At 63.9% G+C, this 13214-nt stretch carries 14 protein-coding genes and 1 tRNA gene; 3 read left to right on the plus strand and 12 right to left on the minus strand.

The features are described 5' to 3' along the window. Positions 1 to 3: 3 nt before the first annotated feature. From AC0L3E_RS22595 to AC0L3E_RS22620, 6 genes are all read right to left on the minus strand, one after another. Positions 4 to 459 carry a periplasmic heavy metal sensor gene (locus tag AC0L3E_RS22595; RefSeq protein WP_127269063.1) on the minus strand — a complete coding sequence of 152 codons (456 nt, stop codon included), beginning with the start codon at positions 457 to 459 and terminating at the stop codon, positions 4 to 6. Next, complete coding sequence (locus AC0L3E_RS22600; RefSeq protein WP_473605651.1) at positions 456 to 908, minus strand: hypothetical protein; 453 nt, start codon at positions 906 to 908, stop codon at positions 456 to 458. The genes AC0L3E_RS22595 and AC0L3E_RS22600 overlap by 4 nt, the downstream gene beginning before the upstream one ends. 86 nt (positions 909 to 994) lie before the next feature. Beyond that, entirely contained in the window at positions 995 to 1537 is a 543-nt protein-coding gene (locus tag AC0L3E_RS22605) for an RNA polymerase sigma factor (RefSeq protein WP_292453750.1), read from the minus strand. A gap of 45 nt (positions 1538 to 1582) precedes the next feature. After that, entirely contained in the window at positions 1583 to 2014 is a 432-nt protein-coding gene (locus tag AC0L3E_RS22610; protein WP_473605652.1) for an EF-hand domain-containing protein, read from the minus strand. A gap of 163 nt (positions 2015 to 2177) precedes the next feature. After that, positions 2178 to 2366 carry a YodC family protein gene (locus AC0L3E_RS22615; protein WP_023811455.1) on the minus strand — a complete coding sequence of 63 codons (189 nt, stop codon included), beginning with the start codon at positions 2364 to 2366 and terminating at the stop codon, positions 2178 to 2180. 135 nt (positions 2367 to 2501) lie between these two features. Next, positions 2502 to 2577: transfer RNA gene (locus tag AC0L3E_RS22620), tRNA-Thr, on the minus strand. Between the two features lie 331 nt (positions 2578 to 2908). Between AC0L3E_RS22620 and AC0L3E_RS22625 the strand changes: the two genes are divergently transcribed. Beyond that, complete coding sequence (locus tag AC0L3E_RS22625; protein WP_027039623.1) at positions 2909 to 4048, plus strand: hypothetical protein; 1140 nt, start codon at positions 2909 to 2911, stop codon at positions 4046 to 4048. Between the two features lie 14 nt (positions 4049 to 4062). On the opposite strand, the gene AC0L3E_RS22630 is transcribed toward AC0L3E_RS22625, so the two are convergent. Together AC0L3E_RS22630 and AC0L3E_RS22635 are read right to left on the minus strand one after the other, a co-directional pair. Beyond that, the gene (locus AC0L3E_RS22630; protein ID WP_473605653.1) at positions 4063 to 5664 is read right to left on the minus strand and encodes a cisplatin damage response ATP-dependent DNA ligase; all 1602 of its coding nucleotides are present in this window, start codon (positions 5662 to 5664) and stop codon (positions 4063 to 4065) included. Positions 5665 to 5668: 4 nt separating this feature from the next. After that, positions 5669 to 6679 carry a ligase-associated DNA damage response exonuclease gene (locus tag AC0L3E_RS22635; protein ID WP_473605654.1) on the minus strand — a complete coding sequence of 337 codons (1011 nt, stop codon included), beginning with the start codon at positions 6677 to 6679 and terminating at the stop codon, positions 5669 to 5671. Positions 6680 to 6785: 106 nt separating this feature from the next. Here AC0L3E_RS22635 and AC0L3E_RS22640 point away from each other — a divergent pair, with 106 nt between their 5' ends. Together AC0L3E_RS22640 and AC0L3E_RS22645 are read left to right on the plus strand one after the other, a co-directional pair. Then, positions 6786 to 7715: a class I SAM-dependent DNA methyltransferase gene (locus AC0L3E_RS22640; RefSeq protein WP_473605655.1), complete on the plus strand. Its 930-nt coding sequence runs from the start codon at positions 6786 to 6788 to the stop codon at positions 7713 to 7715. A 286-nt stretch (positions 7716 to 8001) separates the two neighbouring features. Beyond that, complete coding sequence (locus tag AC0L3E_RS22645) at positions 8002 to 8364, plus strand: hypothetical protein (RefSeq protein WP_127271228.1); 363 nt, start codon at positions 8002 to 8004, stop codon at positions 8362 to 8364. Here the strand turns inward: AC0L3E_RS22645 and AC0L3E_RS22650 are convergent. The 4 genes from AC0L3E_RS22650 to AC0L3E_RS22665 are packed head-to-tail and all read right to left on the minus strand — an operon-like array spanning position 8361 to position 13202. Further along, positions 8361 to 9302: a 2-hydroxyacid dehydrogenase gene (locus AC0L3E_RS22650; RefSeq protein ID WP_127321001.1), complete on the minus strand. Its 942-nt coding sequence runs from the start codon at positions 9300 to 9302 to the stop codon at positions 8361 to 8363. The genes AC0L3E_RS22645 and AC0L3E_RS22650 overlap by 4 nt on opposite strands. A gap of 29 nt (positions 9303 to 9331) precedes the next feature. Beyond that, complete coding sequence (locus tag AC0L3E_RS22655; RefSeq protein WP_473605656.1) at positions 9332 to 10963, minus strand: ABC transporter ATP-binding protein; 1632 nt, start codon at positions 10961 to 10963, stop codon at positions 9332 to 9334. Then, positions 10960 to 12105 (minus strand): ABC transporter permease, encoded by a 1146-nt coding sequence (locus tag AC0L3E_RS22660; protein WP_256745910.1) that lies wholly within the window; start codon positions 12103 to 12105, stop codon positions 10960 to 10962. Before AC0L3E_RS22660 ends, AC0L3E_RS22655 begins: the two co-directional genes overlap by 4 nt. Continuing rightward, positions 12105 to 13202: a microcin C ABC transporter permease YejB gene (locus tag AC0L3E_RS22665; protein WP_473605657.1), complete on the minus strand. Its 1098-nt coding sequence runs from the start codon at positions 13200 to 13202 to the stop codon at positions 12105 to 12107. Before AC0L3E_RS22665 ends, AC0L3E_RS22660 begins: the two co-directional genes overlap by 1 nt. Between the last annotated feature and the right edge of the window lie 12 nt (positions 13203 to 13214).

A 13214-nucleotide genomic window follows, 5' to 3' on the forward strand; every position in this document is an offset into this window, starting at 1 on the left:
TCGTCATGGCGATTTTTTCGGCGCCACGGCAGCGCGGCGCTCCATGTGGCGCAGCAATGCCTGTGCCAGCACGCTCCGGTTTTCGGGTGATGTGTTCGCCGCGAAGTCGACAATGGCCTGCTCGAGCCGGGTGCGAACCGTCGCGTCGGCGTTGCGTGCCCGCTCCAGGGCCGCCGACACGGCGGCCTTGTCCATGACAGGCTGTTGCAGCAGGTCCGCTGCCTGCTGCCTGGCCTGCTGGCCATCGAGAATGATCTGACGGGACTGCACGCGAACCTGGCGCAGCGCCTCGCGGAACGCCTTGCGATCCTGGTCGGGAAGTTGTCGGCCGGCCGATTCCAGCGAGACACCTGTTTTGGCATTTCTCAGCCAGACCGCACCGCCGACGAATGCGCCGGCAAGAAAGACGTTCAGCACCACGGAAGCAATGACCAGACCACGGACCCAGCGCGTGCTCATAGGCTTTCCTCACCGTTCTCGGCAGCGGGGCCGGCATCGCCAAACGCCGTCGCATTGGCATCCAGCACATAATGGTCCGGCTGGACCTCCGGCGTGACGATGGTCACCAGGGCCAGCCCTGCCACGGCACCGGCCAGACCAATGCCGGCAAGTCCGAGTCCCAGCCACCAGAACCACCGACGCCGGCGCTGGACGAGGTGCCGGCCGGCAGCCTGCAAGATGCTGCCGTGCAGTGCCTTGTCCGGGGTGTCGACGCGGTAGCTGTCGAGCAGCGCGTCAAGTGTCCCGGCCTGCCTCAAGATGGCCTTGCCCGCGCCGCTTGCCGCAAAGACCGTGCCGGCCATCTGCTCAGCCTCGGGCCATCGCCGCAAGTCGCCGCCATAGGCCTGGGCCAAGACGGCAAAGCGCCTGGCATCCATTGCGGGTTCGTTCCTGGATCCTTCAGCCATGTGTCTTCCCCTTGCCGGTCGGCGCCGAGCGCCAGGCGGCACCAGCAAGGCGCAATGGCCTTGGTGCGTTGGTGCTTGCCCGGTGCTTACTCATCGGCGCCATCCCCCGCCAGGATCGCTTGCAGCGACCGCCGGCCGCGCGCGAGCAGGCTTTCCAAGGCATCGACGCTGACCCGCAATGTCGCTGCCGCCTCGATATTGGACATCTCCTGATAGTAGACCAGAACGATCGCTTCGCGCTGGCGCGGCGCTATGGCTTGCAGCGCCCGTTCGACCCGAACCGCGTCCTCCTGGCGAGGGGCGTCGGGAAGTGCCGCAGGGTCGACCATTTCCGGCAGGTCGCCGCTCACCCACTCGCGTCTGCGACGCAGCCGGTCGTAGCAAAGGTTGAGCGTCACCCGGTGGATCCAGCTGTCGAAGCGCGCATTGCCGCGCCGCCAGCTCGCGGCATGGCGCCAGATCCGCACGAAGGTTTCCTGGGCGACATCCTCGGCCTCCGCCGCATCGCCGAGCATGCGCACGGCAAGCGCCAGGATACGCGGCAGCTTGCGCGCGACGAGCGTTTGCACGGCTGCGGGCTCGCCGGCGCCAACACGGCGAACCAGCTCCTCGTCCGGATCCGCAGCCATCAGTCGGCGCACTCCCGATGTTCATCGCGCGTCATTGCCTCTTGGTCATTGCTCTTGCTTGGGAGCGGTTTTGTGGCCCGGCAGTTCGTCGGCCGTCAAAATGCCGACGGCATTCTTGTCCAGCCGGGCGAAGCGCTTGGCGAAGAATGCACCGAGTTCGACGCGGTCGATGAAGCCGTCATGGTTGGAATCGATCCGCGCGAAGGATTTGGCGGCGTCGCCTTTGGCGTTGCGCTTCGTCTGAAAGGCCTCCCATTCTAGCAGGCTGATCTTGCCGTCGCCATCCGTGTCGGCCGCCATGATCGCCTTTTCGCGCCGCTTCTGGAATTTGGCCAGCGTGATGTCGGACCTTGTCCCCGAAGCGCCTGGCGCGGCAAGTGGCGCGGCGGTCGGCGGTGCAGCCGGCGTCGTTGCCTGGGCGAAAGCCGCAACGGTCTGCAAACTCAAGGCAACGACCAATATCGAACGGCGGATCATGCTGTGCGTCTCCAGGTTGGCGCGACGCAGACGGCTTGTGCCGCCATCGCGCTTCAACCGTTAAACGCCGCGACCCGGAAAATCCGTCGGTCGCGCCTGCTGATCCGTTCACGCCCGGACAAAAGAGGGTGCCCATCCCGGCTCGATCGGGATGGAAGGAACTCTAGTCCGACTGGTCGGCCGCAATCAGTTGTTCGGGCTTGAACCCGGCATGTTGCGGGGTCCACACCTCGCCCTCGCGATTGAACCAGTGGCACAGATACATGCCCGAGGCTGCCCCATCGCTGATCGTCATCCTGGGACCTCCGGATTTCAGCCTGACGACGTCTCCGGTCTTGAAATTGTTGGGCATTTTTGACCTCCCATGCTGAGGCAATGATTTTCACACCAAACCGGTGTCTCGACAATGGCAGATCTGCCAGGCCGGCGCCGCAATCCTTTGCACCAGCTGCGAAGGGGCAGACAGACGACAAAAATGGAGGAGGAATGGTGCCGCTTGCGTGACTCGAACACGCGACCCCCGCATTACGAATGCGGTGCTCTACCAACTGAGCTAAAGCGGCCCAGGAAGCCAAGGCCTCCAGGATGCGGCGGTGATAGACGCAACCGGGCGCGAATTCAAGATGCGACTTGGCAATTCCTGCGTCGGCGTCGTGGCACCCTCGAAAGCCGGCCGCCGCCTTGTCCGCCAATCAATCGCCAAGGGAATGCGGCGCACGGTGCGTGTGCTCCCTGTGCGCGAAAATCGGCGAAACATGCTGATTTTGTTGCCGGAACAGCGCCGGAATGGACTTTGCACACCTCTGCGAGGCAGAATACGCCGCTCGCCCGTTGATTGATTGGTCGCCTGCGGCTAACGATCACGGCAAGGTTGGCAAAGACAGAGGGACCCGCTTGGACGCGATCGAAAAAGCGATCCGGAACGCCTTGGAGAAAGGCAATGCCGAGGACCGCGCGTTCCGCGAGAGGGTCTATCGCTCGGCTTTTGCCGCGCTCGATCGCGCGCTCCAGGCCAATCCCGGTGTGACCGTTGAGGTCGCCATCAAGCGCCGCAAGGCAATCCAGGCGAAAATCACCGAAATCGAATCCGAGTTCCTGCCGGCGGTGCCGGATGTCGGTCCGCAGGGCGATGCACCGGCGGTCGAACTCGGAGCGGACTCGGCGCCCGCGGTCGAAACCGGCCGACAGGCATCGTCCCCCGATGTCGTCGTCGACGGACCCGTGCAATCCGCTGCCGATGCGCCGCGCTCCCGCGTTCTGCCCGTCGTTCCCGACATCATGCCGGACGCCACGCTTCCCGATGCTCCGGCCATCGACATGTCGGTTCCGGCCTCGGCCGGCGCGACGACGGAAGTGGCGCCCGACCGCGATGAACGGCGCATAAGGGGGCGTCGCCTGCCGCTGACCGCCATCTTCCTGACCGTGACACTGCTCGCCGCGGTTGGCATCGGCCTGTTCTTCGCCGTGCAGACCGGCGTGTTCAAGACATCCGCGCAACTCGACACCGCCCCGCCGCAAGCGCCGCCGACCGTCGAGGACGACGATTTCACACCGGCCGACGGCGGTCCGGCAAAACCCGGCGCCGCGGACCAGGCGCGCGACTGGATCAATGTGTTTTCGCCGGCCGATGCATCCCATGTCAGCGCGCCGTCTGACGCCAGGGCCGAGGTGATGAAGGACGATACCGGTTCGTTCCTGCGCATCCGTTCCGGCGCGTCCGGTTCGGCGATCAGTTTCGACGTCGGACAAGGCGTGCTGGAGAAGCTGGCCGGCAAACATGCCGTGTTCGACATCATTGCCCGCTCCGAAGAAGGCAAGGAGACGCAGATTTCGGTCGACTGCAATTTCGGCGAACTCGGCGACTGCGGCCGCAAGCGCTATGCGGTCGGCCAGCAGCAGAACGAATATCTGTTCGATGTGCAGTTTCCCGACAAGCGTCCGGGCTCGGCCGGCACCATTGCCATCAATTCCGACTTCGACAAGCAGGGCAAGGCCGCGGACATCTACGAAATCCGCGTTTCGATCGAGCCGTAAGAGCGCTGAACGGTCTAGCGGTCGAGCAGCGCCTGCAGCGTCTCGATGCGGTCGGCCTCGTTGGCCGGCTTGTCCCAGCGCAGCCGCGAAATGCGGGGAAAGCGCATGGCAACGCCGGATTTGTGCCGGGTCGAGCGGTTCAGCCCTTCGAAGGCGACTTCCAGCACCAGGCCGTTGTCGCGGTCAGCCCGCACCGAGCGCACCGGCCCGAAACGCTCGATCGTGTTGTCGCGGACATATTTGTCGATCTGCTTCAACTCCTCCTCGGTGAAGCCGAAATAGGCCTTGCCGACCGGCACCAGTTCCTCTTCGCCTTCGGCACCTGTCCAGACGCCGAACGTATAGTCGGAATAGAAGCTGGAGCGTTTGCCGTGGCCGCGCTGGGCATACATCAGCACCGCGTCCACCGTGTGCGGATCGCGTTTCCATTTGAACCATGGACCTTTCGGCCGGCCGGCGACATAGGCTGAGTCCCAGCGCTTCAGCATGACGCCTTCGATGATCGGATGCGGCGGCACCCGGCGTAGTTCCTCAAGCGTTTGCCAATCCGTGAAGTCGACGAATGGCGAAAGATCGAAACGGCTCGGGTCGAGCGTTCCGACAAACGCTTCCAGCCGGCCGCGCCGCTCGCGAAACGGCAGCGCACGCAGATCCTCGCCGCCGACCTGGAGCAGATCGTAGCAGCGCATGAAGGCCGGGTATTGCTGCTGCATCTTCGGTGTCACCGTCTTGCGATTCAGCCGTTGCTGCAGATCCGAGAAGGTTCCCGTCGCCTCCCGGGGATCGCCGACAAGCAGTTCGCCGTCCAGCGTTGCGGAAAAATGCATGGCATCGGCGAGGTCCGGAAAGGCGCCGGAAACATCGTCACCGGTGCGCGAATAGAGCCGGCGGATGCCGCCCTCGGCCACCGCCTGGACACGGATGCCGTCCCATTTCCATTCGGCGGCATAATCCGCCGGATCGAGCTTTTCGAGATCGCCGTCGCCAACCGGGTTCGACAGCATCACCGGGCGAAACAATGCCAACGCCGTGTTCCTGGGTTTTTCGGCCTTGCCCTCCAGCCACGCGAACAGCGCTGTGTAAGGCGGCGTCAACCCGTGCCAGAGCTCCTCGATCTCGGCGATGTCGACCTTGCCGAAATCGGCCAGCGCCTGTTTGGCCAGCCGCGCCGACATGCCAATGCGCAGGCCGCCGGTGACCAGCTTGATGATGGCAAAGCGTGCCGAGATGCCGGCGCTGTCGAGCAGCCCTGCCAGCACCTTCGGCCCGTCGGAGCGGCTTGCCGCCTGCAGTTTGGCGACGACGTCGCCAAGCGTCGGCTCGCGGTTCGCGATGTTTCCGGGCGTTTGCGGCCAGACCAGCGACACCGTTTCGGCGAGATCGCCGACATAATCGTAGGAATAGCCGAACAGCACCGGATCCATGCGTTCGGTGACCAGCATGCGCAACATCGCCGGCTTGACCGCGGCGATGTGGAGATCGCCGGTGATGGCAGCCAGCGCCAGCCCGCGATCGGGATCCTCCACGGCGCGGAAATAGTCGGTCAGCAAGGTCAGCTTGCCGTTGCGCGACGGCGTCAGCACCAGGCGGTCGAGAAGCTCGGCGAAGCGGTTCATGGCTTCAATCGCCCTCGTCCTCGTACCCCACCAGATGCAGTGGCCGGGCGGCGATGCCTTCGAGCTCGCACCAGCGCACCAGCGCTTCCTCGCGGCCATGCGTCACCCAGATCTCCTCGGCTCCGGTCTCCTTGATCGTGGCGGTCAACTCATCCCAGTCGGCATGGTCCGAGATGATCAGCGGCAGCTCGACGCCGCCTTGCTTGGCGCGCTGGCGAATGCGCATCCAGCCCGACGCGAAGCACGAGATCGGATCGGGAAAACGCCGTGCCCAGCGGTCGGCGAAGGCCGATGGCGGGCCGACGACGATGGCGCCGGTAAAATCATCCTTGCCGCCGCTTTCGACGGTTGCCGGTTCGAGGGTGCCGAGATCGATGCCTTGGCTGTGGTAATATTCGCTGAGTTTGGCCAACGCGCCATGGATGTAGAGCGGCCTGTCGTAGCCGGCGTCGCGCAACAGCCGCATCACCCGTTGCGCCTTGCCCAGCGCATAGGCGCCGACCAGATGCGAGCGCTCAGGGAACTGCGCTGCCGATTTCAGCAGGCGGGCGATTTCTTCTGTGTCGGGTGGATGGCGAAACACCGGCAGGCCGAAGGTCGCTTCGGTGATGAACACATCGCACGGGATCGGCTCGAATGGCGCGCAGGTCGCGTCCCTCCGCCGCTTGTAGTCGCCGGAAGCGACGATGCGCGTGCCCTGATGCTCGACGGATATCTGCGCCGAGCCCAGCACATGGCCGGCTGGATGGAAGCTGACGCTGACACCGTTGAGCGCAATCGTTTCGCCGATCCGAGCTGCCTGCGTCGTGCCAGCGAAATCCTCGCCGTAGCGCAGGCCCATAATGTCCAGCGTCTGCCGCGTCGCCAGCACCGAGCGGTGGCCGGAACGCGCATGGTCGGAATGGCCATGCGTGATCAACGCGCGATCGACCGGCCGCACCGGGTCGATGAAGAAATCGCCCGGCGGGCAATAGAGGCCCTCGGGCCGGGGATGAAGCAGGTCGCTGGCGCGCATGATCCCCAAGATAGGATATAATTCCGCGGCGGGAAGCCTGTTGTAAGTCATTGCTGACTCCCGCATAGAGCACCGCCGGCTCGATCCGCCGGCAGGACCCATCGCCATGAAACCGCTTCAGGCCTCGTCCGGCGACTTGAACGCCGATCGCCGTGCCGATTATGCCGAGATGCTGCACGCGGATGGCGATCACGCGGCGGCGGCGGAATTGCTGCTCGGCGCGCTGGAAATGACACCGCAATGGGCGATGGGCTGGTTTCGCCTCGGCGAGATGCAGCAGGCGGCGGGCGCGGCGGATTTGGCCGTGCAGGCCTGGACGATGTCGCTGCAACTCGATCCATCGGATCGTCAAGGCGCTGCGCTGAACCTGCAATTGATCGGCAAGGCGCCGGCGCTCCACGCGCTCCCCAGCGCCTTCGTCGAGACACTGTTCGACCATTATGCCGAGAGCTTCGACGAGTCCCTGGTCGGCAGGCTGGGTTACCGCCTGCCTGGGATGCTCGACCAGGCCATTCGAGCGGCAAGGCCGGGACGCTTCCCGCTCGCTCTGGATCTCGGCTGCGGCACCGGCCTGATGGGGCAGAGGCTGCGGCCGATCGTCGACCGGCTGGAGGGGTATGACATTTCGGCCAAAATGCTGAGAAAGGCGCGGACCAAGGGCGTCTACGATTTCCTCGACAAGGCCGATCTGCGGGATTTTCCCTATGCCGGTCCGAAAGCCTATCTGGTGACGGTGGCCGATGTTTTCATCTATGTCGGCGCGCTGGACGGCGTGGTGAAGACGATTGCCGGCTTGCTGGCCACGGATGGCCTGTTCGCGTTTTCCGTCGAGACGCTGGCTGGCGATGGCGATTTCGTGCTGCAGCCGTCGCGCCGCTATGCGCATGCACAACACTATGTGCGCGACGTCCTGGCCGCCAACGGGCTTTCGGTCCTCTCACTGGAGCCAACCGTCATCCGGCAGGATCGTGGGGAACACGTCAACGGGTTGGTCGTTGTGGCCGGGGCTCCGAACTCAGCCCGACAAAGGACCTGACGACAGCCAGTTCGGCGGTGTCGGCAGCTTTTGCCGGCAGCGATAGGAATTTTTTCTTGACACCCTGCCCTCAGCTATGGTACATTTTCGCTCATGGTGCTGATTTGCGCCAGTGACCCGCCGCGCAGGCGGGTTTTTCGTTTGATGCTCCGTCAGCCACGCGCCAGCGGAGGGGCAGCCTCGCCGCCTCGCAAACATTCTTGCTGTGAAAAAGTCCGATTTGCATGCGCGACTGATATTTGCGATCTGGTCGAGTCAGGGCTGGATATCAGGAGGAGCATAGTCGATGCGCTGGAACATGATGATCTTGGCCTCTTGCCTGCTGACCGCCGGCTGTGTCGGCGGCACGTCGATGTCGGAACAGCAGGATGCGAACGTCCAGTCCTCCCTGCAATACGACACCGTGCCGTGCGATCAGTTGCTGGCGCAGCGCAACGGCTTGGCGCAGCAATACAACCTTCCGGCGAAGGCCAAGCCGACATTCTCCAACCCGGCGATGGGCTTCGGCCCGTTCACGCCTGACATGCGCTCCAAGGCCAAACGCGATACCGACAAGGCAAGCGGTGAGATCGATGCCATGAACCGGTCGATCGATCGACGCGACTGCGGCCAGCCGGACAAGCAGAAGAAGATCGCTCTGCCTGGCTAGTACCCCGCCTTGCGGTCCACCAGATTGTCCAGCTTTTCACCGCGTTCGAAGGCGTCCATCTGGCGCAGCATGATCGGCGCCAGATGCACCGGATCGGAGGTCGCTGCCGCGTGCGGCGTCACAAACACTTTTGGATGCCCCCACAGCGGACTGGTCTTCGGCAGCGGTTCGACCTCGAACACGTCGAGGCTCGCCTCCTTCAATGTGCCGTCATCCAGCGCCCGCAAAATGTCGGCATCCTTCTGCAGACGGCCGCGCCCGGCATTGATCAGCACCGAACCGCCGAGGCCGTTGCGCTTCCGCAATTCCTTCAGCACGCCGTAGTTGATAATGCCCTTGGTCTCAGGCGTCAGCGGCAAAAGCACCACCAGGATGTCGGTGGCCTTGAGGAAGGGGATCAGTCCAGCTTCGCCGGAATAGGTCGCGACGCCTTCCATGGCCTTGTCGGTGCGCGACCAGCCATTGACGGCAAAGCCGAGCGACAAAAGCACCGAGGCCGCGGCGCGGCCGAGACTGCCGAGGCCCATGATGCCGACCGAAATGTCACCGGCAGGCCTCTGCTGCGGCTCGTGCCAGATCTTCTTCGGCTGCTGCGACCGGTAGAGCAGGCCCTGGCGGTGATGGTCGAGAACCCGCCAGACGACATATTCGGTCATGTACTGGGTGAGGTTGTCGGCGACGACCTTGACGATCGGCACATCGGGCAGGCCGGGATCGGCGAAGATATGATCGACGCCGGCGCCGATCGAAAAGATGGCTCGCAGATTGGGCAGCGACGACAACAGGTTCGGCTTCTGCTTCCACACCACGGCATAGGTGATCGACGGGTCGCTGGCGCCGTCGGGCTCCAGCACCACCTCGCGCTCGGCCGACAGGAGCTCGCGCCAGCGCTGCGGATGAAAGCCGGTGACGGCAAGCAGGATACGGCCTTTTTCCATTGCGGTCTTTTAGTCCCTCTCTACGCAAATCACTCGCTGACGATGCCGACCGGTGCCGTCTCGATCTTGAAGGCGGCCGAGATCAGCGCCCGAGTATAGTCGGTTTGCGGATTTTCAAAAATCTGCTGGGAAGGACCGGCTTCGACGATCCTGCCATTGCGCATGACGATGACGTCGTTGGCGAGCGCGCGGATGACTTTCAAATCATGGCTGATGAAGAGATAGGCGAGATCGTGCTTGGCCTGCAGGCTGCGCAGCAGATCGACGACCTGCGCCTGCACGCTCATGTCGAGTGCCGATGTCGGCTCGTCCAGCATGACGAAGCGCGGGTTGAGCACCATGGCGCGTGCGATGGCAACGCGCTGGCGCTGGCCGCCGGAAAACTCGTGCGGATAGCGGTTGCGTGTCGCCGGATCGAGCCCGACCTCCTTCAGCACGGCGGCCACCTTGTCGTCGCGCTCGTCGGGCGACAGCTTCGGCTCGTGGATTTTCAGGCCTTCCTCGATGATCTCGGCGATCGACATGCGCGGGCTGAGCGAGCCGAACGGATCCTGGAAGACGATCTGCAATTCGCGCCTGAGCGGCCGCATGGCGTTGAAGGACAGCTGGTTGATGTCGCGGCCGTTGAACTGGATCGTGCCGGTCGACGAGATCATGCGCGCCAGCGCCAGGCCGAGCGTCGTCTTGCCGGAGCCGGATTCGCCGACCACGCCGAGCGTCTGGCCGGCGCGCACGGTGACATCGATGCCGTCCACCGCCTTCACATTGTCGACGGTGCGGCGGAAGAAGCCCTGCTTGATCGGGAACCAGACCTTTACGTCCTTGCCGGTCATGACAGGCTTGGCATCGGCATTGGCGGCCGGCGGCTTGCCCTTCGGCTCGGCCGCCAGCAGATGCCGCGTATAGGCATGCTGCGGATTGGCGAAGATCTCCTTGGTCGGCCCTGTCTCGACGATCTTGCCCTTGGTCATCACGCAGACACGGTCGGCGATCTTGCGCACAATGCCGAGATCATGGGTGATGAACAGCATCGACATGCCCTTGCGGCTCTTCAAGCCGGCCAGCAGTTCGAGGATCTGCGCCTGCACGGTGACGTCGAGCGCCGTCGTCGGCTCGTCGGCGATCAGAAGTTCGGGCTCGTTGGCCAGCGCCATGGCGATCATCACGCGCTGGCGCTGGCCGCCGGACAACTGGTGTGGATAGGCATCGAGGCGCTTGTGCGGATCGCGGATGCCGACCTCGTTGAGCAAGGCCAGCGTGCGCTCCTTGGCCGGGCGGTCGGCCATGCCCTGATGCAGCTTCAGGATCTCGACGATTTGATGCTCGATCGTGTGCAGCGGATTGAGCGAGGTCATCGGCTCCTGGAAGATCATGGTGATCTTGTTGCCGCGCACCTGCCGCAACTGCTTCTCGTTCATCGCCAGCAGGTCGGCGCCCTGGAACAGGATCTTTCCCGAGGGATGGCTGGCGCTTGGATAAGGCAACAGCTTCAGCACCGAAAGCGCCGAGACCGATTTGCCGGAACCGGATTCGCCGACCAGCGCCACTGTCTCGCCCTTGGCGATGTCGAACGAGATGTGGTCGACGGCCAACGACTGGCTGCCGCCCTGGCTGAAGGCGACGCTGAGGTCCTGTACGCTGAGCAAGGGGGCTTCGCTCATCTGAACGTCTTGCGCGGATCGAAGGCGTCGCGCGTCGCCTCGCCGACGAAGACCAGCAGCGACAGCATCAGCGAGATGACGACGAAGCCGGAAATGCCGAGCCACGGCGCATTGAGGTTCCGCTGCGCCTGCTTGAGCAGTTCGCCGAGCGAGGCGGAGCCGGGCGGCAGGCCAAAGCCGAGGTAGTCGAGCGAGGTCAGCGTCGAGATCGAGCCTGAGAGCAGGAAGGGCATGAAGGTCAATGTCGCCACCATGGCGTTGGGCAGCAGGTGCCGGAACATGATGGTGCGGTTGGGCACGCCGAGCGCCCGGGCCGCGTTGACATATTCGAAATTGCGGGCGCGCAGGAACTCGGCCCGCACCACACCGACCAGCGCCACCCAGGAGAACAGCAGCATCAGGCCGAGCAGGATGAAGAAGCCCGGCGGCAGGATGGCGGCGACGATGAGCAGGAGATAGAGCACCGGGATGGCAGACCAGATTTCGATGAAACGCTGGAACAAGAGATCCGTCCAGCCGCCGAAATAGCCTTGCACGGCGCCGGCCGCGACGCCGATCAAGGCCGAGCCGGCGGTCAGGATCAGGCCGAACAGCACCGAAATGCGGAAGCCGTAGATGACGCGCGCCAGCACGTCGCGCGCCTGGTCGTCGGTGCCTAACCAATTCCAGTTGCCGACCATGCAGGCCGGGTCGGCGGCACCCTTCGGATACTGGTTGCAGCGCTTCGTGGCGTCATACTGCCAAGACGGCCTGGCCGGCGCTGCTTCCGGAATGGCGTTGTTGACGGTCTGATAGGAGTAGCGCACCGGTGGCCAGATCATCCAGCCATTGGCGTTGATCTCGTCCTGGATGACCGGGTCGCGATAATCGGTGACGGCATAGAAACCGCCGAATTTTTCCTCGGGGTAGGCGACCAGCACCGGAAACAGGATCTCGCCCTTGTAGGAGGCGATGATCGGCTTGTCGTTGGCGATGAACTCGGAAAACAGCGACAGCACGAACAGGACGAGGAAGATCCACAGCGACCAGTAGCCGCGCCGGTTGGCTCTGAAGTTCTGCAGGCGCCGCTTGTTGAGCGGCGACAGAAACGGCCGCTTGATCCGCGCGGGAGCCGCGCCCACGGGGACTGTAGCCTCCGACATCAGACGTCTCTCCGCTCGAAATCGATGCGCGGATCGACCCAGGTGTAGAGCAGGTCGGACAAGAGACCGACGAACAGCCCCAGCAGCGAGAAGATATAGAGATTGGCGAACACCACCGGATAGTCGCGCTCGACCACCGACCGGAAGCCGAGCAGGCCGAGGCCATCGAGGGAGAAGATGTTCTCGATCAGCAGCGAGCCGGTGAAGAAGGCCGAGATGAAGGCGCCGGGAAAGCCGGCGATGACGATCAGCATGGCGTTGCGGAAGACGTGGCCGTAGAGCACCTGCCGTTCCGACAGGCCCTTGGCCCGCGCCGTCACCACATACTGCTTGCGGATTTCTTCGAGGAACGAGTTCTTGGTCAATAGCGTCGTCGTGGCGAAGGCCGACAGCACCAGCGCGGTCAGCGGCAAGGTCATGTGCCAGAAATAGTCGACGATCTTTCCCCACCAGGACAATTGATCCCAATTGTCCGAGGTGAGGCCGCGCAGCGGAAACCAGTCCCAGAAAGACCCGCCGGCAAACAGCACCATCAGCATGATGCCGAACAGGAAGCCCGGAATGGCATAGCCGACAATGACGACGCCGCTGGTCCAGACGTCGAAGGGAGTGCCGTCCTTGACCGCCTTGCGGATGCCGAGCGGGATCGAGATCAGGTAGGACAAAAGCGTGATCCACAGCCCGATCGAGATCGACACCGGCATCTTCTCCAGGATCAGGTCGAGCACCGAAATGTCGCGGAAATAGCTGTCGCCGAAATCGAAGCGGGCATAGTTCCACAGCATCATGCCGAAGCGCTCGAGCGGCGGCTTGTCGAAGCCGAACTGCTTTTCCAGCTTCTTAATGAATTCCGGATCGAGCCCCTGCGCCCCGCGATATTTCGAACTGACGTCACCGGCGACATCCAGGCTGCCCCCAGAACCCGCGTCGCCGCCACCGCCGCCGAGGCGGTCGCTGCCGCCCTGATTGGTCAGCCGGGCGATAACCTGCTCGACCGGGCCGCCGGGGGCGAACTGGATAACGGCGAAGGATATCGCCATGATGCCGAACAGGGTCGGGATCATCAACAGGATGCGGCGCAGGATATAGGCGCCCATCAGGCCTTTTGC

This window comes from Mesorhizobium sp. WSM4822 (assembly GCF_055811155.1).

Coding starts and splice junctions, on each gene's coding strand:
- AC0L3E_RS22595 (WP_127269063.1), bottom strand. CDS start 459: ATGAGCACGCGCTGGGTCCGTGGTCTGGTCATTGCTTCCGTGGTGCTG.
- AC0L3E_RS22600 (WP_473605651.1), bottom strand. CDS start 908: ATGGCTGAAGGATCCAGGAACGAACCCGCAATGGATGCCAGGCGCTTT.
- AC0L3E_RS22605 (WP_292453750.1), bottom strand. CDS start 1,537: ATGGCTGCGGATCCGGACGAGGAGCTGGTTCGCCGTGTTGGCGCCGGC.
- AC0L3E_RS22610 (WP_473605652.1), bottom strand. CDS start 2,014: ATGATCCGCCGTTCGATATTGGTCGTTGCCTTGAGTTTGCAGACCGTT.
- AC0L3E_RS22615 (WP_023811455.1), bottom strand. CDS start 2,366: ATGCCCAACAATTTCAAGACCGGAGACGTCGTCAGGCTGAAATCCGGA.
- AC0L3E_RS22630 (WP_473605653.1), bottom strand. CDS start 5,664: ATGAACCGCTTCGCCGAGCTTCTCGACCGCCTGGTGCTGACGCCGTCG.
- AC0L3E_RS22635 (WP_473605654.1), bottom strand. CDS start 6,679: ATGCGCGCCAGCGACCTGCTTCATCCCCGGCCCGAGGGCCTCTATTGC.
- AC0L3E_RS22640 (WP_473605655.1), top strand. CDS start 6,786: ATGAAACCGCTTCAGGCCTCGTCCGGCGACTTGAACGCCGATCGCCGT.
- AC0L3E_RS22645 (WP_127271228.1), top strand. CDS start 8,002: ATGCGCTGGAACATGATGATCTTGGCCTCTTGCCTGCTGACCGCCGGC.
- AC0L3E_RS22650 (WP_127321001.1), bottom strand. CDS start 9,302: ATGGAAAAAGGCCGTATCCTGCTTGCCGTCACCGGCTTTCATCCGCAG.
- AC0L3E_RS22655 (WP_473605656.1), bottom strand. CDS start 10,963: ATGAGCGAAGCCCCCTTGCTCAGCGTACAGGACCTCAGCGTCGCCTTC.
- AC0L3E_RS22660 (WP_256745910.1), bottom strand. CDS start 12,105: ATGTCGGAGGCTACAGTCCCCGTGGGCGCGGCTCCCGCGCGGATCAAG.
- AC0L3E_RS22665 (WP_473605657.1), bottom strand. CDS start 13,202: ATGGGCGCCTATATCCTGCGCCGCATCCTGTTGATGATCCCGACCCTG.